The following is an 18750-nucleotide window of genomic DNA, read 5'->3' as shown; positions in this document are numbered from 1 at the left end:
ATCCTGCTCGCCACCTTGAGAGGGGCCGCGCAATCCTTGCATATTCAGGCGACGCCTTCGATAGTAAAAGCAATTCCTCATAAAAATGCGGCGCCGTATTGCCGCCCCACTCTCGAGAGGCCTGGCATGATTCGACTTACCTTGCGCCATGGACGACGTCTGGCACTGTGCGCATTACTTACTACCCTGTCGCTTCCCGCCATCGCTCAACAAGCGATTCTCGAAGGCGAGCGCTTCCATCCCCAGGAAGGCCAACACGGCATGGCGGCCACCAGCCATTACCTGGCCTCGAAGATTGCCCGCGACGTCATGCAAGACGGCGGCAACGCCGTCGACGCGGCGGTCACCGCAGGGTTCGCACTGGCCGTCACACAACCCCGCTCCGGCAACATCGGCGGCGGCGGTTTCATGCTGATCTCCGATGAAGAAAGTGGTGACGTCATCGCCATCGATTATCGTGAAAAGGCGCCAGCGGCGGCCTATGAGACGATGTTCCAGAACGATCAAGGCGAGGCCGTCTCCGAGCTTTCCCGCTACACTCACAACGCCTCCGGCGTACCGGGAACCGTTGCCGGTCTGGCGCTAGCGCTGGAGAAATATGGCACGCTCAGTCTTGCCGAGGCCCTGGCCCCTGCCATTCGACTCGCCGAAGAAGGCTTCGAGATACCGCCGCGTTTCGCCAATGGCCTGCGCGACGCACGCGAACGCCTGAGCCAGTGGGATGCCTCGCGCGCGGTGTTCTACAAAGAAGATGGCAGCCTTTATGCCGCCGGCGAAACGTTCCGCCAGCCGGATCTCGCGGCAACGCTCAAGCGCATCGCTGCCCATGGCCCGCGCGAGTTCTATGAGGGCAAGACCGCCGAACTCATCGCCCAGGAAATGGCAAAACACGACGGGCTCATGACCGCCGAGGACTTGGCTGCCTATCAGCCTACGCTTCGCGACCCCGTGCATGGGACCTATCGCGGCTACGACGTCTACGCCATGAGTCCGCCCTCCAGCGGTGGCGCGCATATCGTACAGATGCTCAACATCCTCGAGGGTTACGACATCGGCGAGATGGGCTTCAACTCGGCTCGCACCATCCACGTCATGTCTGAGGCGATGAAGCGCTCTTATGCCGACCGCGCCGAGTATTTGGGCGATACCGATTTCGTCGATGTTCCGCTCGAGGGCATCACCTCCAAGGCCTACGCCGACGAGCTGCGTGAGCAGATCGACATGAGGCGCGCCACGCCAAGCGATGCCATCGCGGCGGGTGACCCGCTGCCTTATGAGTCCAACGAAACTACGCACTTCTCGATCGCCGACGACAACGGGCTGGCCGTTTCCAATACCTATACGATCAACTTCAGCTACGGCTCGGGCATCGTCGTCGATGGCGCGGGTTTCTTGCTCAACAATGAAATGGACGACTTTTCCGCCAAACCGGGCACGCCCAATGCCTACGGGCTGATCGGCGGTGACGCCAACAAGATCGAGCCCAACAAGCGCATGCTTTCATCGATGACGCCGACCATCGTCAAGAAGGATGGCAAGAACTTCCTGATCACGGGCAGCCCCGGGGGCTCCCGGATCATCACTACGACGCTGCAAGTGGTCATGAACGTCATCGATCACGACATGAACGTGCAAAGCGCCGTGAGTGTGCCACGCATTCACCATCAATGGCTGCCCGACGAGATTCGCATCGAGGAAGGCATCAGCCCGGATACCATCGGCCTGCTCGAAGCCATGGGGCACACGGTCTCGCAACAAGACGCAATGGGAGCCGCACAGTCGGTGTTGATCGAGGACGGGCACTATTACGGCGGCGCCGACCCACGTCGCTCGACGTCTTCCGCATTGGGACTCTGAGTGCAGGAAGACGTCAAGCGCCCCGTCATGCCCATCGCCTGGATCGCCCTGGCCGAGCTGTTCGGCACCGCACTGTGGTTCACCCCCAATGCGGTGATCGAAGACCTGGAGCGTGAGTGGGCGCTCGCCGCCCATGATTTGGGTTGGCTGACCGGTGCCGTCCAGGTCGGCTTCCTCCTCGGCACGTTGATGATCGGTCTGAGCGGCATTGCCGACCGACGCGACGCAAGCCGCCTCTTCGCCACCTGCTGCCTGATCGGCGCCCTCAGCAATGGCCTGCTTCCCTGGGCCGGCGGTCTATGGCCGGCGGTGGCGCTGCGCCTGATCACCGGCATGGCGCTGGCCGGCATCTATCCGGTGGGCATGAAGCTCATGGTCGGCTGGGCGCCGCAACGAGCCGGGCTGGGGCTGTCATGGCTGGTGGGCATGCTGGTCATTGGGACCGCGACTCCCCATCTTCTGGCTGGGCTATCACTAGGGGGAGATTGGCGCAGCGCCTTGTGGTGCGCCTCGCTGCTGGCGCTCATCGCGGGCGCCATGATCTGGCGTCTCGGCGAAGCGCCCCACTTGCGAAAGATGGCAGGAAAGACATCGCGCTGGGCGGGTCTTGATGCCTTCCGAATCGAAGAATTTCGACACGCCGCCAGTGCCTACTTCGGACACATGTGGGAGCTTTACACGCTGTGGGCGCTGACCCCACTTCTGCTGGCCACGGCGCTGCCGACCCTAACGACCACGCAGCTGGCTATCGGTAGTTTCGTGCTGATCGCCATCGGCGGGCCGGGATGCTGGCTAGGTGGCTGGCTGAGCCTACGCCTGGGCAGTCGTCGCATTGCTCAGTTGGGGTTGAGCGGTTCGGCTGCCTGCTGTCTGTTGTACCCTTGGCTTGGAGGCACATCGGGGATTTGGGCCGCACTGTTCCTGGCGCTCTGGAGCCTACTCGCGGTCATCGACTCACCGCATTTCTCGGCGCTATCGGCACGCGCCTGTCCGGCGTCGTTGGTCGGCAGCGCCCTAACCCTCCAAAATGCCATCGGCTTTGCGATATCAGCGGCCTCCCTAGCATGGCTGCTTCCTGCCTGGACGGCACTCGGTCCTTGGGTCGCCTGGCTAATGTTGCCCGGTCCTCTGATCGGCCTGTGGGCTCTGAGATCACGTCAAAAGGGCTTCGTTCACTCCTGAGAGATAGATATACTCGCAGCCAAGTTTCAACTATCTTTTTTCTTTTCATTTCAGGACACACAATGCGTATGCGCCGCCTCATTCCCGTCAGAACACGTCCCGCGTTTGCTCTCATCGCGCTACTCATGACGCCACTACTCATGGCCGGCTGCGCCCAGAGCCCCCAGATTCTTCAGGTCAAGCCCGATATCGGGACGGATCTTCCTCACACGGGGAACGGGCAAGAAATTGCCCTCAGCGTGGTCGATGGACGGCGAAGCGATGTGCTGGGCACGCGCTCCGGCTCGCCGGCGTCGACATCGACGATCCGCGTCCCCGCGCATGATGTCATTCCCAAGTTACAAACACAGGCGGAACAGGCATTGCGCCGCATGGGCTTCTCACCCGTCGAGGACGGAAGCACCAACGCGACGTTAACGTTGACGCTCGCCGATCTCAGTTATGCTCCCGTCGAGGCCGATGCGCCGCTACTCGACGCCGCGCAGCTACAGGCAGTGCTGCGTGCCCAGGTCGCCAACGATGGCGGTACATATACCGGCACCTATACGGCCAAGCGCAAGCAGAGTTTCGCGATCAAGCCCGACTGGGACTCCAACAACCGCATGGTCAGCGACCTGCTGAGCAACGCCTTGCGGCGCGCCTTCAGCGACCCCGAGCTTTCCCGCCAGCTCAAAAACTAACACGCGCCAGCGCCGCGACGACGGTCATGCCAGTCGCGGCCCACGCCGTATTAGCGACCACACGCTTTCCTGCTTGCCAGCATCATCCGGTGGCCGCGTTTCCAGGTGCGTCAGTTCGAAATTCGCCGCAAACAAACGCTCGACTTCGCCATCGGCCACCGAATATGGCGGGCCGCCCGCAGGCGAGTGCGTATCCACCAAGCTGATCAGCAAGCCTCGCGCACCGGGCAACAATAATTGCGCCAAGTGAAAAGCATAGCGCTGCCGTGTGGCCTCAGGCAACGCGATCAGCGCTGCACGGTCATAGAAAGCGGATAACTCCTCGGCCTGCGCGGTATGGAAATGAAAGAAATCACCACACCAGAGTTCAATGCTGCCCTGACGACAGCACGAGAAAGCATCTTGCGTGTAGCGTGATATCGGCGCCTCACTTTCGGCCATGAACTCCTCGATGGCCAGCGACGAAAGTTCCAGGCCGAGTACGGGATGCCCCTGCTCGGCCAGCCAGCGCATATCAAGGCTCTTGCCACACAAAGGCACCAACACCTTGCCGCCGGGCTGCACCCCGAGTGACGGCCAGTGGCGTATCAAGGCGTCATGTGGTGCCGAGCGATGGAACCCGATCCTGCCTTCCTCCCAGCGCTTCAACCACTCATCCGTCGCCATAGGTCGTTAACGCCTCTCTTTCTATTTTCTACCTTTCATCGCCCATACGCCCACACATGCTGCGACACGTCATCAAAACCATCCACTACGGCGCTTACGCCGACGCGGGAGATGGGGCACGATCAAGCCTACCAACAAGCCGGCCCCGGCTACGGCGGCTCCGTAGGTGAAATAACGCATCAAGAGATCCTGTTCCTGCGTATCGAGCCGCGCCTTGAGCTCGCGCATGGTTTCCTGAGCGTCGCTGTATGCCGTGTTCAACTCGTCGTTGCGCGCTTCCAGGTCTTCGATACGTTGCGCCCGCTCGTTAAGCGTGGTTTCCATGTCATTAACACGCTGTTCCCATTCTTCATTGATACCGTCGAGCTTCGAGGTCAATTCATTCACACGCGCTTGCAACTCGGGCAAGCGCGAGCTGGCACTCGGCGAGTCCTGCAAGTAACGGCTGGGAATCCACACCGCGTCACCGTCCTCGCCGCGCACCCGGCTGTAATCGCCCTGCCGCTCGAGCAGCGTCACGGGGTCGCCGCTCTCGAGCGTACCGACGATACGATAGCCCTCGGTGGGGCCGCTACGTACATAGGTCGGCAACGTGTCCGAGACCCAGTACTGCCCATCGTCTTGTGCATGAGCGTTAAAAGCGCAGGCCCCGAGGACCAAGCTCAGCATCAGAGGTTTGATTCTAGACATAACGTGGCTTCTTCATGAATGACGAACGGCTCACGAGTACGTACTGCTCCACGCGTTGTATCGTCCAGCCGAGAGGACATCCTGTCGCGACTCGGCGGGCGACCATCCACACATTCTGTGGATAAGTCTTGGGAAAACCGGACCTTGAAGGCGGCGAGACCACCGCAATGTCTGTCATAGCGACAAATCGTGCAATTTTTAACCGCTTATCGTCGCGCGATAACCGACTCATCGGACACGAAAATTCCGCAATCCTGAACCGGTCTTGGCTGTCCGCAGCGTACCTCCACGAGGCATCTCACGCGAGAAACGCTAGCGTATCATAGCCTCGGCGTCATCGCGGGCGATTCGACTCAGGCGCAAGGCTGGCCCACGCTGCCGTCAATCCGTATAATATGCCTTCTTATCCTGGACAAGCGGCTGGGCCACGCTTCAAGGCCACGCTTTTACTTACTCCCAATCACGGACATATGTCGGGCGCTCGACGCACCGACCGGATCGGTATGGCGAAGAAACTCTTCATCAAGACCCACGGCTGCCAGATGAACGAGTATGACTCCGCGCGCATGGCGGATCTACTCGGCGAATCGCATGCACTCGAGCTGACCGACGACGAGCGGGAGGCCGATGTCATCCTGCTCAACACCTGCTCGATCCGTGAGAAGGCTCAGGAGAAGGTCTTCCACCAGCTCGGGCGCTGGAAGAAACTCAAGGCCGCCAACCCCGACCTCGTAATCGGCGTCGGGGGCTGCGTGGCCAGTCAGGAAGGCGGCAACATCCAGAAGCGCGCACCGCATGTAGACATGGTCTTCGGGCCGCAAACCATGCACCGGCTGCCGAGCATGCTCGACTCGCGCCAAGGGGCGGAGACTATCTCCATGGTCGATGTCACTTTTCCCGAGATCGAGAAGTTCGACCATCTGCCCAAGCCCACGGCAGATGGTGCCACTGCGTTCGTCTCGATCATGGAAGGCTGCTCGAAGTACTGCACCTTCTGCGTAGTGCCTTACACGCGTGGTGAAGAGGTTTCGCGGCCCTTCGAGCCGGTGATGGAGGAAGTCATCCACCTCGCCGATCAAGGCGTACGCGAGATCAACCTGCTGGGCCAGAACGTCAACGCCTATCGTGGCGAGAACCAGTTGGGCGATGAAATCGACCTCGCCGAGCTGATCAGCTGTGTTGCCGCCGTGGAAGGCATCGACCGCATTCGCTTTACCACCTCGCACCCGGTGGAGTTCTCCGACAGCCTGATCGAGGCCTACGGCGAGATTCCAGAGCTGGTCAGCCACCTGCACCTGCCCGTGCAGGCCGGTTCGGATCGTGTCCTGGCGGCCATGAAGCGCGGCCATACCGTCGAGGAATACGTCGACAAGCTGGAGCGCATTCGCGCGCTGCGTCCAGATATCAGTTTCTCCTCGGATTTCATCATCGGCTTCCCCGGTGAGACCGAAGAAGACTTCATGAACACCATGAATCTGATCCAGCGCATCGGTTACGACGCCTCGTTCAGCTTCGTCTATTCCCCGCGCCCGGGCACCCCGGCGGCGAACCTGGAAGACGAAACGCCGGAAGCGACCAAGAAACAGCGCCTGGCGATCCTGCAGGAACGCCTCAACCAGCAGACCATGCAGATCTCGCGGCGCATGGTCGGCAACACCGAGCGCATTCTGGTCACCGGCTTCTCGCCCAAGGACCCCGGCCAGCTCTCCGGTCGTACCGAGAACAACCGGGTCGTCAACTTCCGCGCGCCCAACCCGACTGAGCTCATCGGCTATTTCGTCGATGTCGAGATCACTGAGGCGCTGCCCAACTCTCTGCGCGGCGACCTGGCGTCACCCGCGCGCTACTGAGACGCCATTCACCCCGCGGTGAAACCTTGCGCAAGATCATTGCCCCGGCGTTGCCCGGGGCGCTAAGCTGAATTCACATTTCCAACCCATGGATCACCTCGAGTTGAGCCAGAACACTTCGCAGGCACATCGCATTCTCACCCTGACGCTCGAACCCAACGACCCCATGCGCCTGGCAAGCCTATGCGGGCAGCAGGACGAACATCTCAAGCTCGTCGAGTCGCGCTTGGGTGTGACGCTGCGCAATCGCGGCAACACCTTTCAACTCGCGGGGCCGGGGCCAAGCGTCAAGGCTGCGGCTAACGTCGTCGAACACCTCTACCGTGAGACGGAAGCCAGCGAGCTGACGCCCGACACCGTACACCTGTTCCTGCAGGAATCCGGCCTCGAAGCGCTGGAAGAGGAAGAGGAAACCATCGATGAAGGCGGCGTCCTGCTGAGAACGCCACGCGCCCTGATCAAGCCGCGCGGCAACAATCAGCAGACCTACGTTACCAGCATTCGCAATCACGACATCAACTTCGGGATCGGACCGGCGGGTACCGGCAAGACCTACCTGGCGGTCGCGGCGGCGGTCGAGGCGCTCAACCAGCAAGAGGTACGGCGCATCCTGCTGGTCCGTCCGGCGGTAGAAGCCGGCGAGCGGCTGGGCTTCCTGCCGGGGGATCTGGCGCAGAAGATCGATCCCTACCTGCGACCACTCTATGACGCGCTCTACGAGATGCTGGGCTTCGAGCAGGTCGGCAAGCTGATCGAGCGCCAGGTGATCGAGGTCGCCCCCCTTGCCTACATGCGCGGTCGTACGCTCAACAATGCCTTCATCATTCTCGATGAGAGCCAAAACACCACGCGCGAGCAGATGAAGATGTTCCTGACGCGCATCGGGTTTGGCTCCACCGCAGTGATTACCGGCGACATCACCCAGGTCGACCTGCCGCGCGGCAACCAGTCGGGCCTGATTCAGGTCCTTGACGTGCTCAAGGACACCCCGGGAATCGGCGTCACCCACTTCGTGGCCAAGGACGTGGTCCGCCACCCGTTGGTGCAGCGCATCATCGAGGCCTACGATGCCTTCGAGAGCGCCGAGGAAGAACAGGAACGCACTCGCAACGAACGGCGTGCACAGGCCAAGCGCGAGAAAGACGACGCGCGCCGCGATAACGACGAGCCGGCAGACGCATGACCCCCGACATCGACCGCCAGGTCGCCCTCGACACGGCAACCGCGCTTCCCACCCAGGCCGATCTCGAGGCCTGGGTGGGCGCTGTGCTCGCTCGTCATGCCGATGAAGCGCGCACGGAGATGACTGTGCGTTTCGTTTCCCCTGAGGAGAGTCAGACGCTCAATCGCGACTATCGCGGCAAGGACAAGCCCACCAACGTGCTTTCCTTCCCTTTCGAAACGCCTCCCGGCGTGTCCTTGCCACTGCTTGGTGACTTGGCGATCTGCCATGACGTCGTCGTCACCGAAGCCACCGCACAGGATAAGCCCCTGGCCCATCACTACACCCATATGGTGATCCACGGCACCTTGCATTTACTCGGCTACGATCATATAGATGAGCGTGAAGCCGAAGAGATGGAAGCGTTGGAGCGCGAGCTACTGGCAGGCTTCATGATCGGTGATCCCTATGCCGAGTGAACCCCCGCCTGGCACTCATCTCGACGCCCCGCGATGCTCGGCCCATGGCCGTGCACGCCCTTTTATCATCCCCGCGTTGTCGTCCATGAGGAACGAGAGACCTATCGCATGAGCGAAGACCGATCGAGCAGCCAGGGTGGCAAATCCTGGCTGGATAAACTGCTGAACGCTTTTTCCAATGACTCCGATGAACCGAGTTCACGAGACGAGTTGCTCACCTTCCTCCGTGAGGCCGGCACACGTCTGCGCCTCGACCAGGATGCGCTGACCATCATCGAAGGCGCGTTCCAGATCAGCGATCAACAAACGCGCGAGGTGATGATCCCGCGCTCCCAGGTAACCGCCCTGCATGTCGACCAGCGCCCCGAGGACTGCCTGCCGATAATCCTCGAGACCGCACACTCCCGTTACCCGATCATCGACGAAAACCTCGACGAGGTGCTGGGCATCGTACTGGTCAAGGATCTCCTGCCGTTGCTCAAGCTCAGCGACGCCGAGCGCCAACGCTTCCAGCTACGCGATATCCTGCGCCCGGCGATGTTCATTCCCGAGTCGAAACGCCTCAACAGCCTTCTCAAGGAATTTCGCGATACCCATAACCATATGGCGGTGGTGGTCGATGAATACGGCGGCACTGCAGGCATCGTGACCATTGAAGACATCCTTGAGCAGATCGTCGGCGACATCGAGGACGAACACGATATCGATGAAGAAGACGACATTCGCGACTTGGGCGACGGCACCTATGCGATTCGTGCCCTGACGCCCATCGAAGACTTCAACGAACGCTTCGATACGGCCTTCCCCGACGAAGAATTCGATACCGTCGGCGGCCTGGTCATGCAGCGCTTCGGGCATCTGCCGCGACGCAACGAACATGCCGACCTGGGCACCTGGCGCTTCACCGTGCTCAATGCCGATAATCGTCGTATCCGTCTGTTGCAGGTCTCGCCCTGCCCTGAGGATGATGCCGAAGAACCCGGGAACGACGACAAGCATTAAACCGGGCAGGTTGATGTGCAGCATGGCCCACAGCGCCTCGCTCTGTTATAAGAGGCACCTTCGACAAGGAGTGCCTCATGCTGTCTTCCCGCACCTATCGCCCCTGGATGGGATACCTCGTCGCGCTGCTCGCTGGCGCGCTCACGACGCTTACCTTCGCTCCCTTCGAGTGGTGGTGGATCGGCCCCCTCGCCGTCGCCCTGGTCTTCTACGGCCTCCACGACCTCACACCCGGCCAGGCGGCACTGCGCGGCTGGAGTTATGGCGTCGGCCTATTCGGCGCCGGCACGTCGTGGATCTATGTCTCGATCCATGACTACGGCTACACCGGCGTCCCGCTAGCGATCTTTCTCACCGCGCTATTCGTGGTCACCCTGGCGCTGTTTTACGGCGTGGTTTTCGGTGTTTACCGGCGTTTCACGAGCGCGCGATGGCCCGCGATCACCTTCGCGGGTGTCTGGGTCCTCGGCGAGGCATTGCGTACCTGGGCGTTCTCGGGGTTTCCCTGGCTGCTGCTTGGCAGCGCCCATGTCGAGTCGCCGTTGGCGCCCTGGGCCCCCATCGGGGGCGTCTACCTGTTGTCGTTGATCGTCGCCCTCAGTGGCACCTTGCTGGTGGCGATCTTGAAGCGCCGCCTATGGGCACTAGTGCCACTCATTGCGATGTGGTGCCTACCGTTGGTACTGCCCACCCAGTGGACCTCCCCGCAAGGCGACCCCAAGCAAGTCGCCCTGCTACAAGGCAATCTTCCCCAGCTCTCGAAGTGGAGCCCAGAGGGGCAACGCAAGGCCGCCAACACCTACGCCGAGCTGACCCGCGACCAGCCTGAGGATATCGACCTAATCGTGTGGCCGGAGACCGCCCTGCCGATGTTCGCGGCCCAGGCACGTCCCGTTCTGGAACGTGTACAGACGACGCTGCCCACTGATACCGCCCTGCTGACCGGTATCGTTCAGCGCGACGATCAAGGCGATTACTACAACGCGGTCATCGGGATGGGCAACAGCCAAGGCAGCTATCGCAAGGAGCACCTAGTGCCGTTCGGTGAGTATTTACCGTTGGAAGGATTGCTGCGCGGTATCATCGCCTTCTTCAACCTGCCGATGTCGAGCTTCACTGCCGGGGGCCCCCATCAGGCGCCGATCCAGGCCGCGGGTATGCGCTTGGGCGTCGCGATCTGCTACGAAATAATCTATCCAGACCTGGTCGCCCAACGTGCGCGCGGCGCCGACGTGCTGCTCACCGTGTCCAACGACACGTGGTTCGGGGACTCCATCGGCCCGATTCAGCACTTGCAAATGGCCCAATTGCGCGCCCTCGAAAACGGCCGCTACGTACTCCGCGCCACTAGTAACGGTGTCACCGCCATCATCGATGCCCAGGGGCATATCACCGAACGTGCCCCGCGCTTCGAGACCGCTAGCATCAGCGGCGAGGTTCAGCCCATGCAGGGGATGACCCTGTTCACTCGCACCGGCAGTTGGCCCACATGGGGACTCGCCCTGCTGCTGCTCGTCCCCGGGCTGCGCTGGCGCCGTAAATAGCGAGCGCCTCGGTCAACGTGCGATTCCGACACGACGCGTGGCGATTCTCCACGCGTCGCATCGTGATCAAGGCACTCCTAGTCTGACAAAGACGCCTCTTCCTCAACGGTCAATGCCGCCTCGGCCTTGCGATGACCGCTGGTGACGATATGGTGCAGGCTGCCGCATTCCACTAGCGGGTCGTTGCAGTTGATGACGATGTCCGAGCGGGCCAGGACATGGGCTTTGCCAGTGATGGTGTTCTCGGCCACCTGGTGCGCCCCCTCCTGCCGTGAGCCGGTGAACTCGCCGATGAAGCCCGTGCCGCGCAGTGACACGGTCTCCAGCTTGTCTCCCGGCTGGAGAATGCCTTCATGATGCATGAGGGCCAAGCGCGCCGAGGTTCCCGTGCCGGTCGTGCTGCGGCAGATCACGCCTGGATGCACGTAGGTCGTCGAGCGTGAGCGGAAGAAGCCATCCGCGACATGCTCGACCGGGCCCATGAAATGCAAGAACGGCAACGGCCCCACATCGCCCAGGGTGTAGTGGGAAAAACCGCGCTCGGCCTGGATCGCCTCGACGATGGCATGGGCGCACTCCGCCAGCCGTGTCTCCTCATCCCTATTGAGCGAGAAGCCCAGCTCAGCGGCTTCCACCAGGGCATAGAAACCACCACTATAGGCGACGCTGTAGGTCACATTCCCGATCGAGGGCACATGGATGCTGGCCCGGTAGGTGTCGATGTAACTGGGCAACCCTTCGCAGGTGATGCCTTCCACCACACCGTTCTCCACGCGCGCCTCGATATGCACCAGGCCGGCCGCGGACTCCAGAACAAAACGCTGGTACCCCTCGCGCTTGGGCACAAGACCGCTTTCCAGCACGGCCGTGGCGGTGCAGATGGTGTTAGACCCGGAATAGATGGGATAGCCCATCACCTCCATGATGATGTAGCCCACCTCGGCTTCCGGATCACTGGCGGGCACGAGCAGGTCCACCGACATCTCGGGAATGCCATAAGGCTCGCTGAGCAATAACTGGCGCAGGCCATCGGCATCCTCGCGTAGATATTCCATCTTCTCACGCACCGTGTCCCCCGGCAGCGGGTCGATGCCACCGGTCACGATACGGCTGACATCACCGCCAGCATGCAAGTCGATCAGTTGCAGCGTTAGCTTGTCGCTCATTTGCCTTCCTTCAATGCGTAGGGTGCGCCATGTTCTTGCCACTGCGAGTCCGGGACGATCACGATCTTGCCCAAGTAATTGCTGTTGCGATTGACGAAATAACGTTCAGCGTCATGCAGCTCGGAAAGCTTGAACGCCGCGTGCAAGACCGGCTTCAGTTGCCCCGAGCGAATCCAGGCCACCAGTTGCTCGGCCTCATCGCGCGTGCCATGGGAGACACCGAATATCTGCACCTGATAGAGATAGATACGCGTCCACATGATCTCGCTGAGATTGCCGCCGCTAGCGCCGGCGATGCTCAGGCGTGGATAGGTGGCGCGGCGCGTCATGTCGAAGATCATGGTGTCGACGAAACGATCGGTCATCTCGCCACCGACCAAATCCATGACTGCATCGATGGGCGCGCCCTGCGTCAGGGCTTTCACCTTCTCGGTGAAATCCTCCATGTCCGTGCGGTCCAGCACGGCTTCCGCACCGAGGTCTAGAAGCGCCTGGGCCTTATCGGGTTGGCTCAGGGCGTAAGGCGTCGCCCCCATGATCCGACAGAGCCGAATCAGGGCCGTGCCCACTCCGCCACTGGCGCCTGTCACCAGGACGTTTTCCCCGGCTGTGACGCTGGCCGCATTCAACATATGCAGCGCGGTTTGATAAGAGCACATGCCCATCGCCGCAAGTTCGGCATCGGCCAGCTCCGGATTGTCCACCGTGTGGAACTGCGCCGACGGCACGGCAATGTATTCGGCATAGCCGCCATCGGCGCCGTGCCCGTAATAGTCGGGCGTCAGATTGATGTCGGGACGCGCATCGGCGTAGATATTGAAGTCCAGCAGCCCGCGCTGGCCGATGCGTTCTTCACTCACGTCCTCGCCGACGGCAACCACATGTCCGGCCACATCGGCGCCCTGAATGCGGGGGAAGGTCAGCGTCGGAGAACCACCGATCTGGAACGAGGTCGTATCCCCTTTGTCCTTGGTCGGATAAAGCCCCTCTCGCGCCTTGCGGTCGGTATTGTTCTTCGCTGTCGCGGTCACCTGCACCAGCACCTCGCCTTTGGCAGGCCGGGGGATGGCAACGTCCTGCCGATACTCCAGTTTGTCGATATCCCCATGCCCGGTCAGCAGCATCGCCGCCATCGCATCGGGTAGCGCCTCGCTCCGCATACCTGTCTCCTCATCGTGATCGCTGCTTCGAGGTGAGACGATATCAAACTTTTTCCCGCACCAAAGGGGCCGAACGATCAATCGCGCTTGCGTGCCATTGTCGACCCCCATCGGCACGGGGAGATGCCATCCCGCGTAAAGTAAAAACGCCCGTACCAGGTTGGCACGAGCGTTCGTGTTGATTGCCGACGGGGGTTCAGACGATGCACTTCGTCATCGCCTTACTCGCCACGGGGGAAGCGCTGGGCTTCCTCGACCTCGTTCAGGTCCATGTGGTTACGCATATAACGCTCGGAAGCATCCTGCAGCGGCTGGTAGTCCCACGGATAGTAATGACCATTGCGCAGCGCTTCGTAGACGATCAGGCGCTGAGCCTGGGAGGCACGCACATCGGCATCGAAGGCTTGCATGTCCCAGCGCTCGTGCACCTTGGCTCGATATCCGGCCAGCACATCGGCGTAATCGGGATTCTCCGCCAGGTTGTGCTGCTCCAGCGGATCGGCTTCCAGGTCGAACAGCTGCGGCGGATCGATCTCGCAATAGTTGAATTTCCACTTGCCCTCGCGGATGGTCACGATCGGCGAATAGCTAGCCTCGGCGGTGTATTCCATGTACACCGGTGCATCTCGCTTCTCGCCTCGGGTCAGGGGCAGCAGCGACTGGCCATCGGTATAGGGTGCGATCGAGGACAGGTCGATCCCCACGAGATCAGCGATGGTGGTATTGATATCAATGATCGATACCGGGTCCTCGACATTGCGCGGCTCGATCCCCGGCGCGGAAAGCATCAGCGGCACACGCGACGAGCCTTCATAGGGGCTCATCTTGAACCACAGACCCTTCTCGCCAAGCATGTCACCGTGGTCGGCGCAAACCACGATAATCGTGTTATCGAGCATGCGTGTGCGTTCGAGCACATCCAGGATGCCGCCGATCTTGTCGTCGACATAGGAGATATTGGCGAAATAGCCCTGACGGGCGTTGCGCACATCCTGGGGCTTTATATCGAATTTGGTGTAGTCATTGGCTTCGAAGATCCGTTGGGAATGCGGGTCCAGAGCATCGAAGGGTACGGGCCCTTGCTGTGGCTCGAGATACTCGCAGTCGTTATACAGGTCCCAATACTGGCGACGTGCCACATAAGGATCGTGCGGGTGGGTGAAGCTGATACACAGCGCCCAGGGGCGTTTGTCGTGACCGCGCGAAAGATCGTAAAGCTTCTGCTCGGCGTGGAAAGCGACCTCGTCATCGTACTCCATCTGGTTGGAGATCTCGGCGACGCCGGCCCCGGTCACCGAGCCCAGGTTGTGGTACCACCAGTCGATACGTTCACCCGGCTTGGCGTAGTTTGGCGTCCAGCCGAAATCGGCCGGATAAACGTCGGTGGTTAAGCGCGTCTCGAAACCGTGGAGTTGATCGGGACCGACGAAGTGCATCTTGCCCGACAGGCAAGTGGAGTAACCGGCACGGCGTAGATGATGCGCCCAGGTCGGCACGCTGGAGGGGAATTCTGCGGCGTTGTCATAAACCCCGGTGCGGCTCGGTAACTGGCTCGACATGAAGGCGGCCCGCCCTGGTGCACACAAATAGCTCGGCGTATAAGCATTGTTGAAGTTGACCGAGCGCTTGGCCAATTTCTTGAGGTTAGGTGCATGCAGGAAATCGGCGGGACCGTTCTCGAACAACGTGCCGTTGAGTTGGTCGGCCATCAGGACCAATACGTTGGGTCGTGTCATGGGAAACCTCCCTGGCGAGTATTGTTAGCGTCGAAAGCAGCGTACGAGGCCGCCTTCGAACTCCTTACAATGACGTGCCAAGAGCCGGCAGACCAGAGACTTATTTGCCCCCTTAGCCCCAACTCACTTGGGTCTCCAAGAGGGCCGACCCTGAAAGCCTAGTGGCAGCCGCCCTCCTCGTGACAATCGCCTAAGGAAGCGTGAAAGGGCGCCGAATTAGGTTCACGTTATCTTCACGCTCCTTACGCTCTCTCTCAGCCTTACCCACTAATCCGCGCGAAGTAACGATGGCCGCAGTGGTGGCAAGGTTCGAGGCGAGTGATCGACTCGAGCACGACTTCCGTGTCGCAGTGCACGCAGCGCATGCGGCCGGGCACCGCCATCTCGCCTTCGACATAGTCAGCGCGCGCCGCTTCGAGTTCGTCCTCGAAGCGGGCCTGATCGACGGTGGTGCGGTCGGCGATGGAGAACAGCGCCTCGGTGACTCGCCGCGAAATGGTGCCCAGATCGATTCCCAGCCAAGTGGCGATGCCCTCGCCACCCCGAGCCAGGAACCCCCGCAGGTCGCGCATGTCGCGCTCGACCCAGGCTCGCAGCAAGGCTAATTCATCCTTGGTGTAGGTCTCGAACTCCGCCTCGAACTCGATGGCGTCGTCCATTTCGCGCTGCAACGACTCCCAGGACAGATCGCCGGCGCCTTTTTCGAGACGCTCGAGAACCCGCTCATAGGCGCGGCTCAGGCGATGCTCTTGATCGTGACGTTCGCTCATAACGCTTCTCCTGATCTGTCGTCGTCGCCATGCCCCTACCTGTAGGCGCATGACTGGGGTATCCTGACGGCCTGTCGTAACACACGGACAACGTCCCGCCCAGCTCCGTTCTACCACATCGCGAGGCCGGGCGTTATCCGCTTCAAGCCAAGCCTAACGCAAGGTGCCAGATCAAACCGATGGACGCACAGTACACGCCGCACGCAACCGAATCCGCCGCCCAGTCCTTCTGGGAAACCAACCAGTGCTTCAAGGCCGTCGAGGACGCGACCCGGGAGAAATTCTACTGCCTGTCGATGTTCCCCTACCCCAGCGGCAAATTGCACATGGGGCACGTGCGCAACTACACCATCGGTGATGTGGTCTCGCGTTTTCAACGTATGCAGGGCAAGAACGTCCTTCAGCCCATGGGCTGGGATGCCTTCGGCATGCCCGCCGAAAACGCCGCGATCAAGAACCGGGTCCCGCCCGGTGCCTGGACCTACGACAACATCGACGCCATGCGCCGTCAGCTCAAGGCGTTGGGCTTCGCCTACGACTGGAACCGTGAATTCGCCACCTGCGATGTCGACTACTACCGCTGGGAACAGTGGTTCTTCACCAAGCTGGTCGAACAAGGCCTGGTGTACAAGAAGATGTCGACCGTCAACTGGGATCCGGTGGATCAGACGGTGCTCGCCAACGAGCAAGTCATCGAAGGCTGCGGCTGGCGCAGCGGCGCGCCGGTCGAGCGCAAGGAAATCCCGCTGTGGTTCCTCAAGATCACCGACTACGCCGAGGAACTGCTCGCCGATCTGGACGAGGTCGACTGGCCCGAACAGGTCAAGACCATGCAGCGCAACTGGATCGGCAAGTCCACCGGCGTCGAGCTGACCTTCGATGTCGCCGGCCAGGCCGACCCGCTCGTGGTGTACACCACGCGTCCCGATACGCTTTATGGCGCCACCTACATGGCGCTGGCCGCCGGCCATCCGCTGGCCAAGCAGGCGGCTGCCGACAATCCGGCACTGGCCGATTTCCTGGTCGAGTGCCAACACGGCGGCAATTCCGAAGCCGAGCTTGCGACCATGGAAAAGAAAGGCATGGATACCGGCTACAAGGCGATCCATCCGCTGACCGGCCGTGAAGTGCCGATCTTCGTGGCCAACTTCGTACTCATGGAATACGGCACCGGCGCGGTCATGGCGGTTCCCGCCCATGATCAGCGCGACTGGGAATTCGCCACCAAATACGACATCGCCATCGAACCGGTGATCGCCGATGCCGAGGGTAACGCGCCGGATTTGTCCCGGGGCGCCCATGCCGAGCATGGCCCGCTGATCAACTCCGGCGAGTATGACGGGCTCGACTTCGATGCAGCCTTCGACGCTATTGCCGCCAAGCTCGAAGCCAACGGGCAAGGAACACGGAAGACCAACTTCCGCCTGCGTGACTGGGGCGTGGCACGTCAGCGTTACTGGGGCGCACCGATCCCGGTCAAATACGGGCCTGAAGGCCAGACCGTACCGCTGACCGATGACGAACTGCCGGTCGCCTTGCCGATGGAAGTCGAGGTCGACGCCTCCGGCTCGCCACTCAAGAAGATGCCGGACTTCTATGACCTCGGCGAGGGCTGGACACGCGAGACCGACACCTTCGACACCTTCATGGAATCCTCCTGGTACTACGCGCGTTTCGCCAGTGCCGACAACATGGAAGCGATGCTCGACGAGCGCGCCAACTACTGGCTGCCGGTGGACCTCTACATCGGCGGGATCGAGCATGCGATTCTGCACCTGCTCTACGCACGCTTCTTCCACAAGCTGATGCGCGATTTCGGCCTGGTCGAGAGCGACGAGCCCTTCCAGCGCCTGCTCACCCAAGGCATGGTCATCGCCGAGACCTTCTATCGCCATAACGCCGACGGCAGCAAGGACTGGTTCAATCCTGCCGATGTCGACGTCAAGCGCGACGACAAGAGCCGCCCCGTCAGCGCCGTGCTGCGCGAGGATGGCCAACCGGTGGAAATGGGCGGCATCGAGAAGATGTCCAAGTCCAAGAACAACGGCGTCGACCCGCAGGCGATGATCGACCGCTTCGGCGCCGACACCGTGCGCCTATTCATGATGTTCGCCGCGCCGCCGGAGCAATCGCTGGAATGGTCGGACTCCGGCGTCGAGGGCGCGCACCGCTTCTTGAAGCGGCTCTGGAAGCTCGTCGCCGATCACCTCGATGCCGGCACGCCCGTCACGCTGGATATCGACGCGCTCAACGACGAACAGAAGACGTTGCGCCGCAAAACCCACGAGACCATCGCCAAGGCCAGCGACGACATCGGCCGCCGGACCACCTTCAACACCGCTATCGCCGCGGTCATGGAGCTGGTCAACGCCATCGGCCGCTTCGAAGATGCTTCGCCACAAGGCCTGGCGGTCACGCGCGAGGCACTGGAAGCCTGCGTGCTGATCCTGGCGCCGATCGTGCCGCACGCCTGCCATGCGCTATGGGAAGCCCTGGGGCATGAGACACCGGTCATCGACGCCGAGTGGCCAGTCGCCGACGAAGCGGCCATGGTCAAGGACAGCGTCGAACTCGCCGTGCAGGTCAACGGCAAGTTGCGGGCCCGTCTCGAAGTTCCGGCGGCGGCCGATAAAGCCGCTGTCGAGGCCCAGGCGCTGGAGGCGGAGAACGTACGTCGCCATACCGAGGGCAAGACCGTGCGCAAGGTCATCGTCGTGCCCGGCAAGCTGGTCAATATCGTCGCCAACTGACTCGGCCCATACGCCCGCTCCCCAAGGAGCGGGCCCAAGCCCGCAAGGAGGCCTGC

The 18750-nt window shown here is 61.5% G+C and carries 15 protein-coding genes; 9 read left to right on the top strand and 6 right to left on the bottom strand.

Annotated elements, in window-relative coordinates:
* Positions 1–126: 126 nt before the first annotated feature.
* From ggt to LUN51_RS15690, 3 genes are all read left to right on the top strand, one after another.
* A complete protein-coding gene (gene ggt, locus LUN51_RS15700; protein ID WP_277811993.1) occupies positions 127–1857 on the top strand; it encodes a gamma-glutamyltransferase in 1731 nt (576 codons plus the stop codon).
* Positions 1858–3039, top strand: a complete 1182-nt coding sequence (locus tag LUN51_RS15695) for an MFS transporter (protein ID WP_277811992.1) — start codon at positions 1858–1860, stop codon at positions 3037–3039. It begins immediately after the preceding gene.
* Positions 3040–3101: 62 nt separating this feature from the next.
* On the top strand, positions 3102–3719 hold the full coding sequence (locus LUN51_RS15690) for a YajG family lipoprotein (protein ID WP_277811991.1): 618 nt from the start codon (positions 3102–3104) through the stop codon (positions 3717–3719).
* A gap of 24 nt (positions 3720–3743) precedes the next feature.
* Here the strand turns inward: LUN51_RS15690 and tmpT are convergent, their stop codons facing one another.
* Together tmpT and LUN51_RS15680 are read right to left on the bottom strand one after the other, a co-directional pair.
* On the bottom strand, positions 3744–4385 hold the full coding sequence (gene tmpT, locus LUN51_RS15685) for a thiopurine S-methyltransferase (protein ID WP_277811990.1): 642 nt from the start codon (positions 4383–4385) through the stop codon (positions 3744–3746).
* Between the two features lie 72 nt (positions 4386–4457).
* A complete protein-coding gene (locus tag LUN51_RS15680; RefSeq protein ID WP_277811989.1) occupies positions 4458–5075 on the bottom strand; it encodes a TIGR04211 family SH3 domain-containing protein in 618 nt (205 codons plus the stop codon).
* A 503-nt stretch (positions 5076–5578) separates the two neighbouring features.
* On the opposite strand from LUN51_RS15680, the gene miaB reads away from it, so the two are divergent.
* The 5 genes from miaB (at position 5579) to lnt (ending at position 11112) form a co-directional block, all read left to right on the top strand.
* On the top strand, positions 5579–6925 hold the full coding sequence (miaB, locus tag LUN51_RS15675; RefSeq protein ID WP_277811988.1) for a tRNA (N6-isopentenyl adenosine(37)-C2)-methylthiotransferase MiaB: 1347 nt from the start codon (positions 5579–5581) through the stop codon (positions 6923–6925).
* 103 nt (positions 6926–7028) lie between these two features.
* Positions 7029–8108 (top strand): PhoH family protein, encoded by a 1080-nt coding sequence (locus LUN51_RS15670; RefSeq protein ID WP_277811987.1) that lies wholly within the window; start codon positions 7029–7031, stop codon positions 8106–8108.
* A complete protein-coding gene (ybeY, locus tag LUN51_RS15665) occupies positions 8105–8566 on the top strand; it encodes an rRNA maturation RNase YbeY (RefSeq protein ID WP_277811986.1) in 462 nt (153 codons plus the stop codon). The genes LUN51_RS15670 and ybeY overlap by 4 nt, the downstream gene beginning before the upstream one ends.
* A gap of 108 nt (positions 8567–8674) precedes the next feature.
* Positions 8675–9568, top strand: coding sequence for an HlyC/CorC family transporter (locus LUN51_RS15660; RefSeq protein ID WP_277811985.1), 894 nt, complete (start codon positions 8675–8677; stop codon positions 9566–9568).
* Positions 9569–9645: 77 nt separating this feature from the next.
* Complete coding sequence (lnt, locus tag LUN51_RS15655; RefSeq protein WP_277811984.1) at positions 9646–11112, top strand: apolipoprotein N-acyltransferase; 1467 nt, start codon at positions 9646–9648, stop codon at positions 11110–11112.
* 77 nt (positions 11113–11189) lie between these two features.
* Here lnt and LUN51_RS15650 read toward each other — a convergent pair whose 3' ends face one another.
* The 4 genes from LUN51_RS15650 to LUN51_RS15635 all read right to left on the bottom strand — a co-directional run bounded on the left by LUN51_RS15650 (position 11190) and on the right by LUN51_RS15635 (position 15944).
* Complete coding sequence (locus tag LUN51_RS15650) at positions 11190–12278, bottom strand: proline racemase family protein (RefSeq protein ID WP_277811983.1); 1089 nt, start codon at positions 12276–12278, stop codon at positions 11190–11192.
* A complete protein-coding gene (locus tag LUN51_RS15645) occupies positions 12275–13438 on the bottom strand; it encodes a zinc-binding dehydrogenase (RefSeq protein ID WP_277811982.1) in 1164 nt (387 codons plus the stop codon). Before LUN51_RS15645 ends, LUN51_RS15650 begins: the two co-directional genes overlap by 4 nt.
* A gap of 221 nt (positions 13439–13659) precedes the next feature.
* Positions 13660–15174, bottom strand: a complete 1515-nt coding sequence (gene betC / locus LUN51_RS15640) for a choline-sulfatase (RefSeq protein ID WP_277811981.1) — start codon at positions 15172–15174, stop codon at positions 13660–13662.
* 260 nt (positions 15175–15434) lie between these two features.
* Positions 15435–15944 carry a zinc ribbon-containing protein gene (locus LUN51_RS15635; protein WP_277811980.1) on the bottom strand — a complete coding sequence of 170 codons (510 nt, stop codon included), beginning with the start codon at positions 15942–15944 and terminating at the stop codon, positions 15435–15437.
* Between the two features lie 179 nt (positions 15945–16123).
* Here LUN51_RS15635 and leuS point away from each other — a divergent pair, with 179 nt between their 5' ends.
* Positions 16124–18694 carry a leucine--tRNA ligase gene (gene leuS / locus LUN51_RS15630; RefSeq protein WP_277811979.1) on the top strand — a complete coding sequence of 857 codons (2571 nt, stop codon included), beginning with the start codon at positions 16124–16126 and terminating at the stop codon, positions 18692–18694.
* The last annotated feature ends 56 nt before the right edge of the window (positions 18695–18750 follow it).

The organism is Chromohalobacter canadensis, assembly GCF_029544075.1.
Lineage (GTDB): Bacteria > Pseudomonadota > Gammaproteobacteria > Pseudomonadales > Halomonadaceae > Chromohalobacter > Chromohalobacter canadensis_A.
Note: the sequence above shows the minus strand (reverse complement) of the source record. Positions and strands in the feature narration are given on the sequence as shown.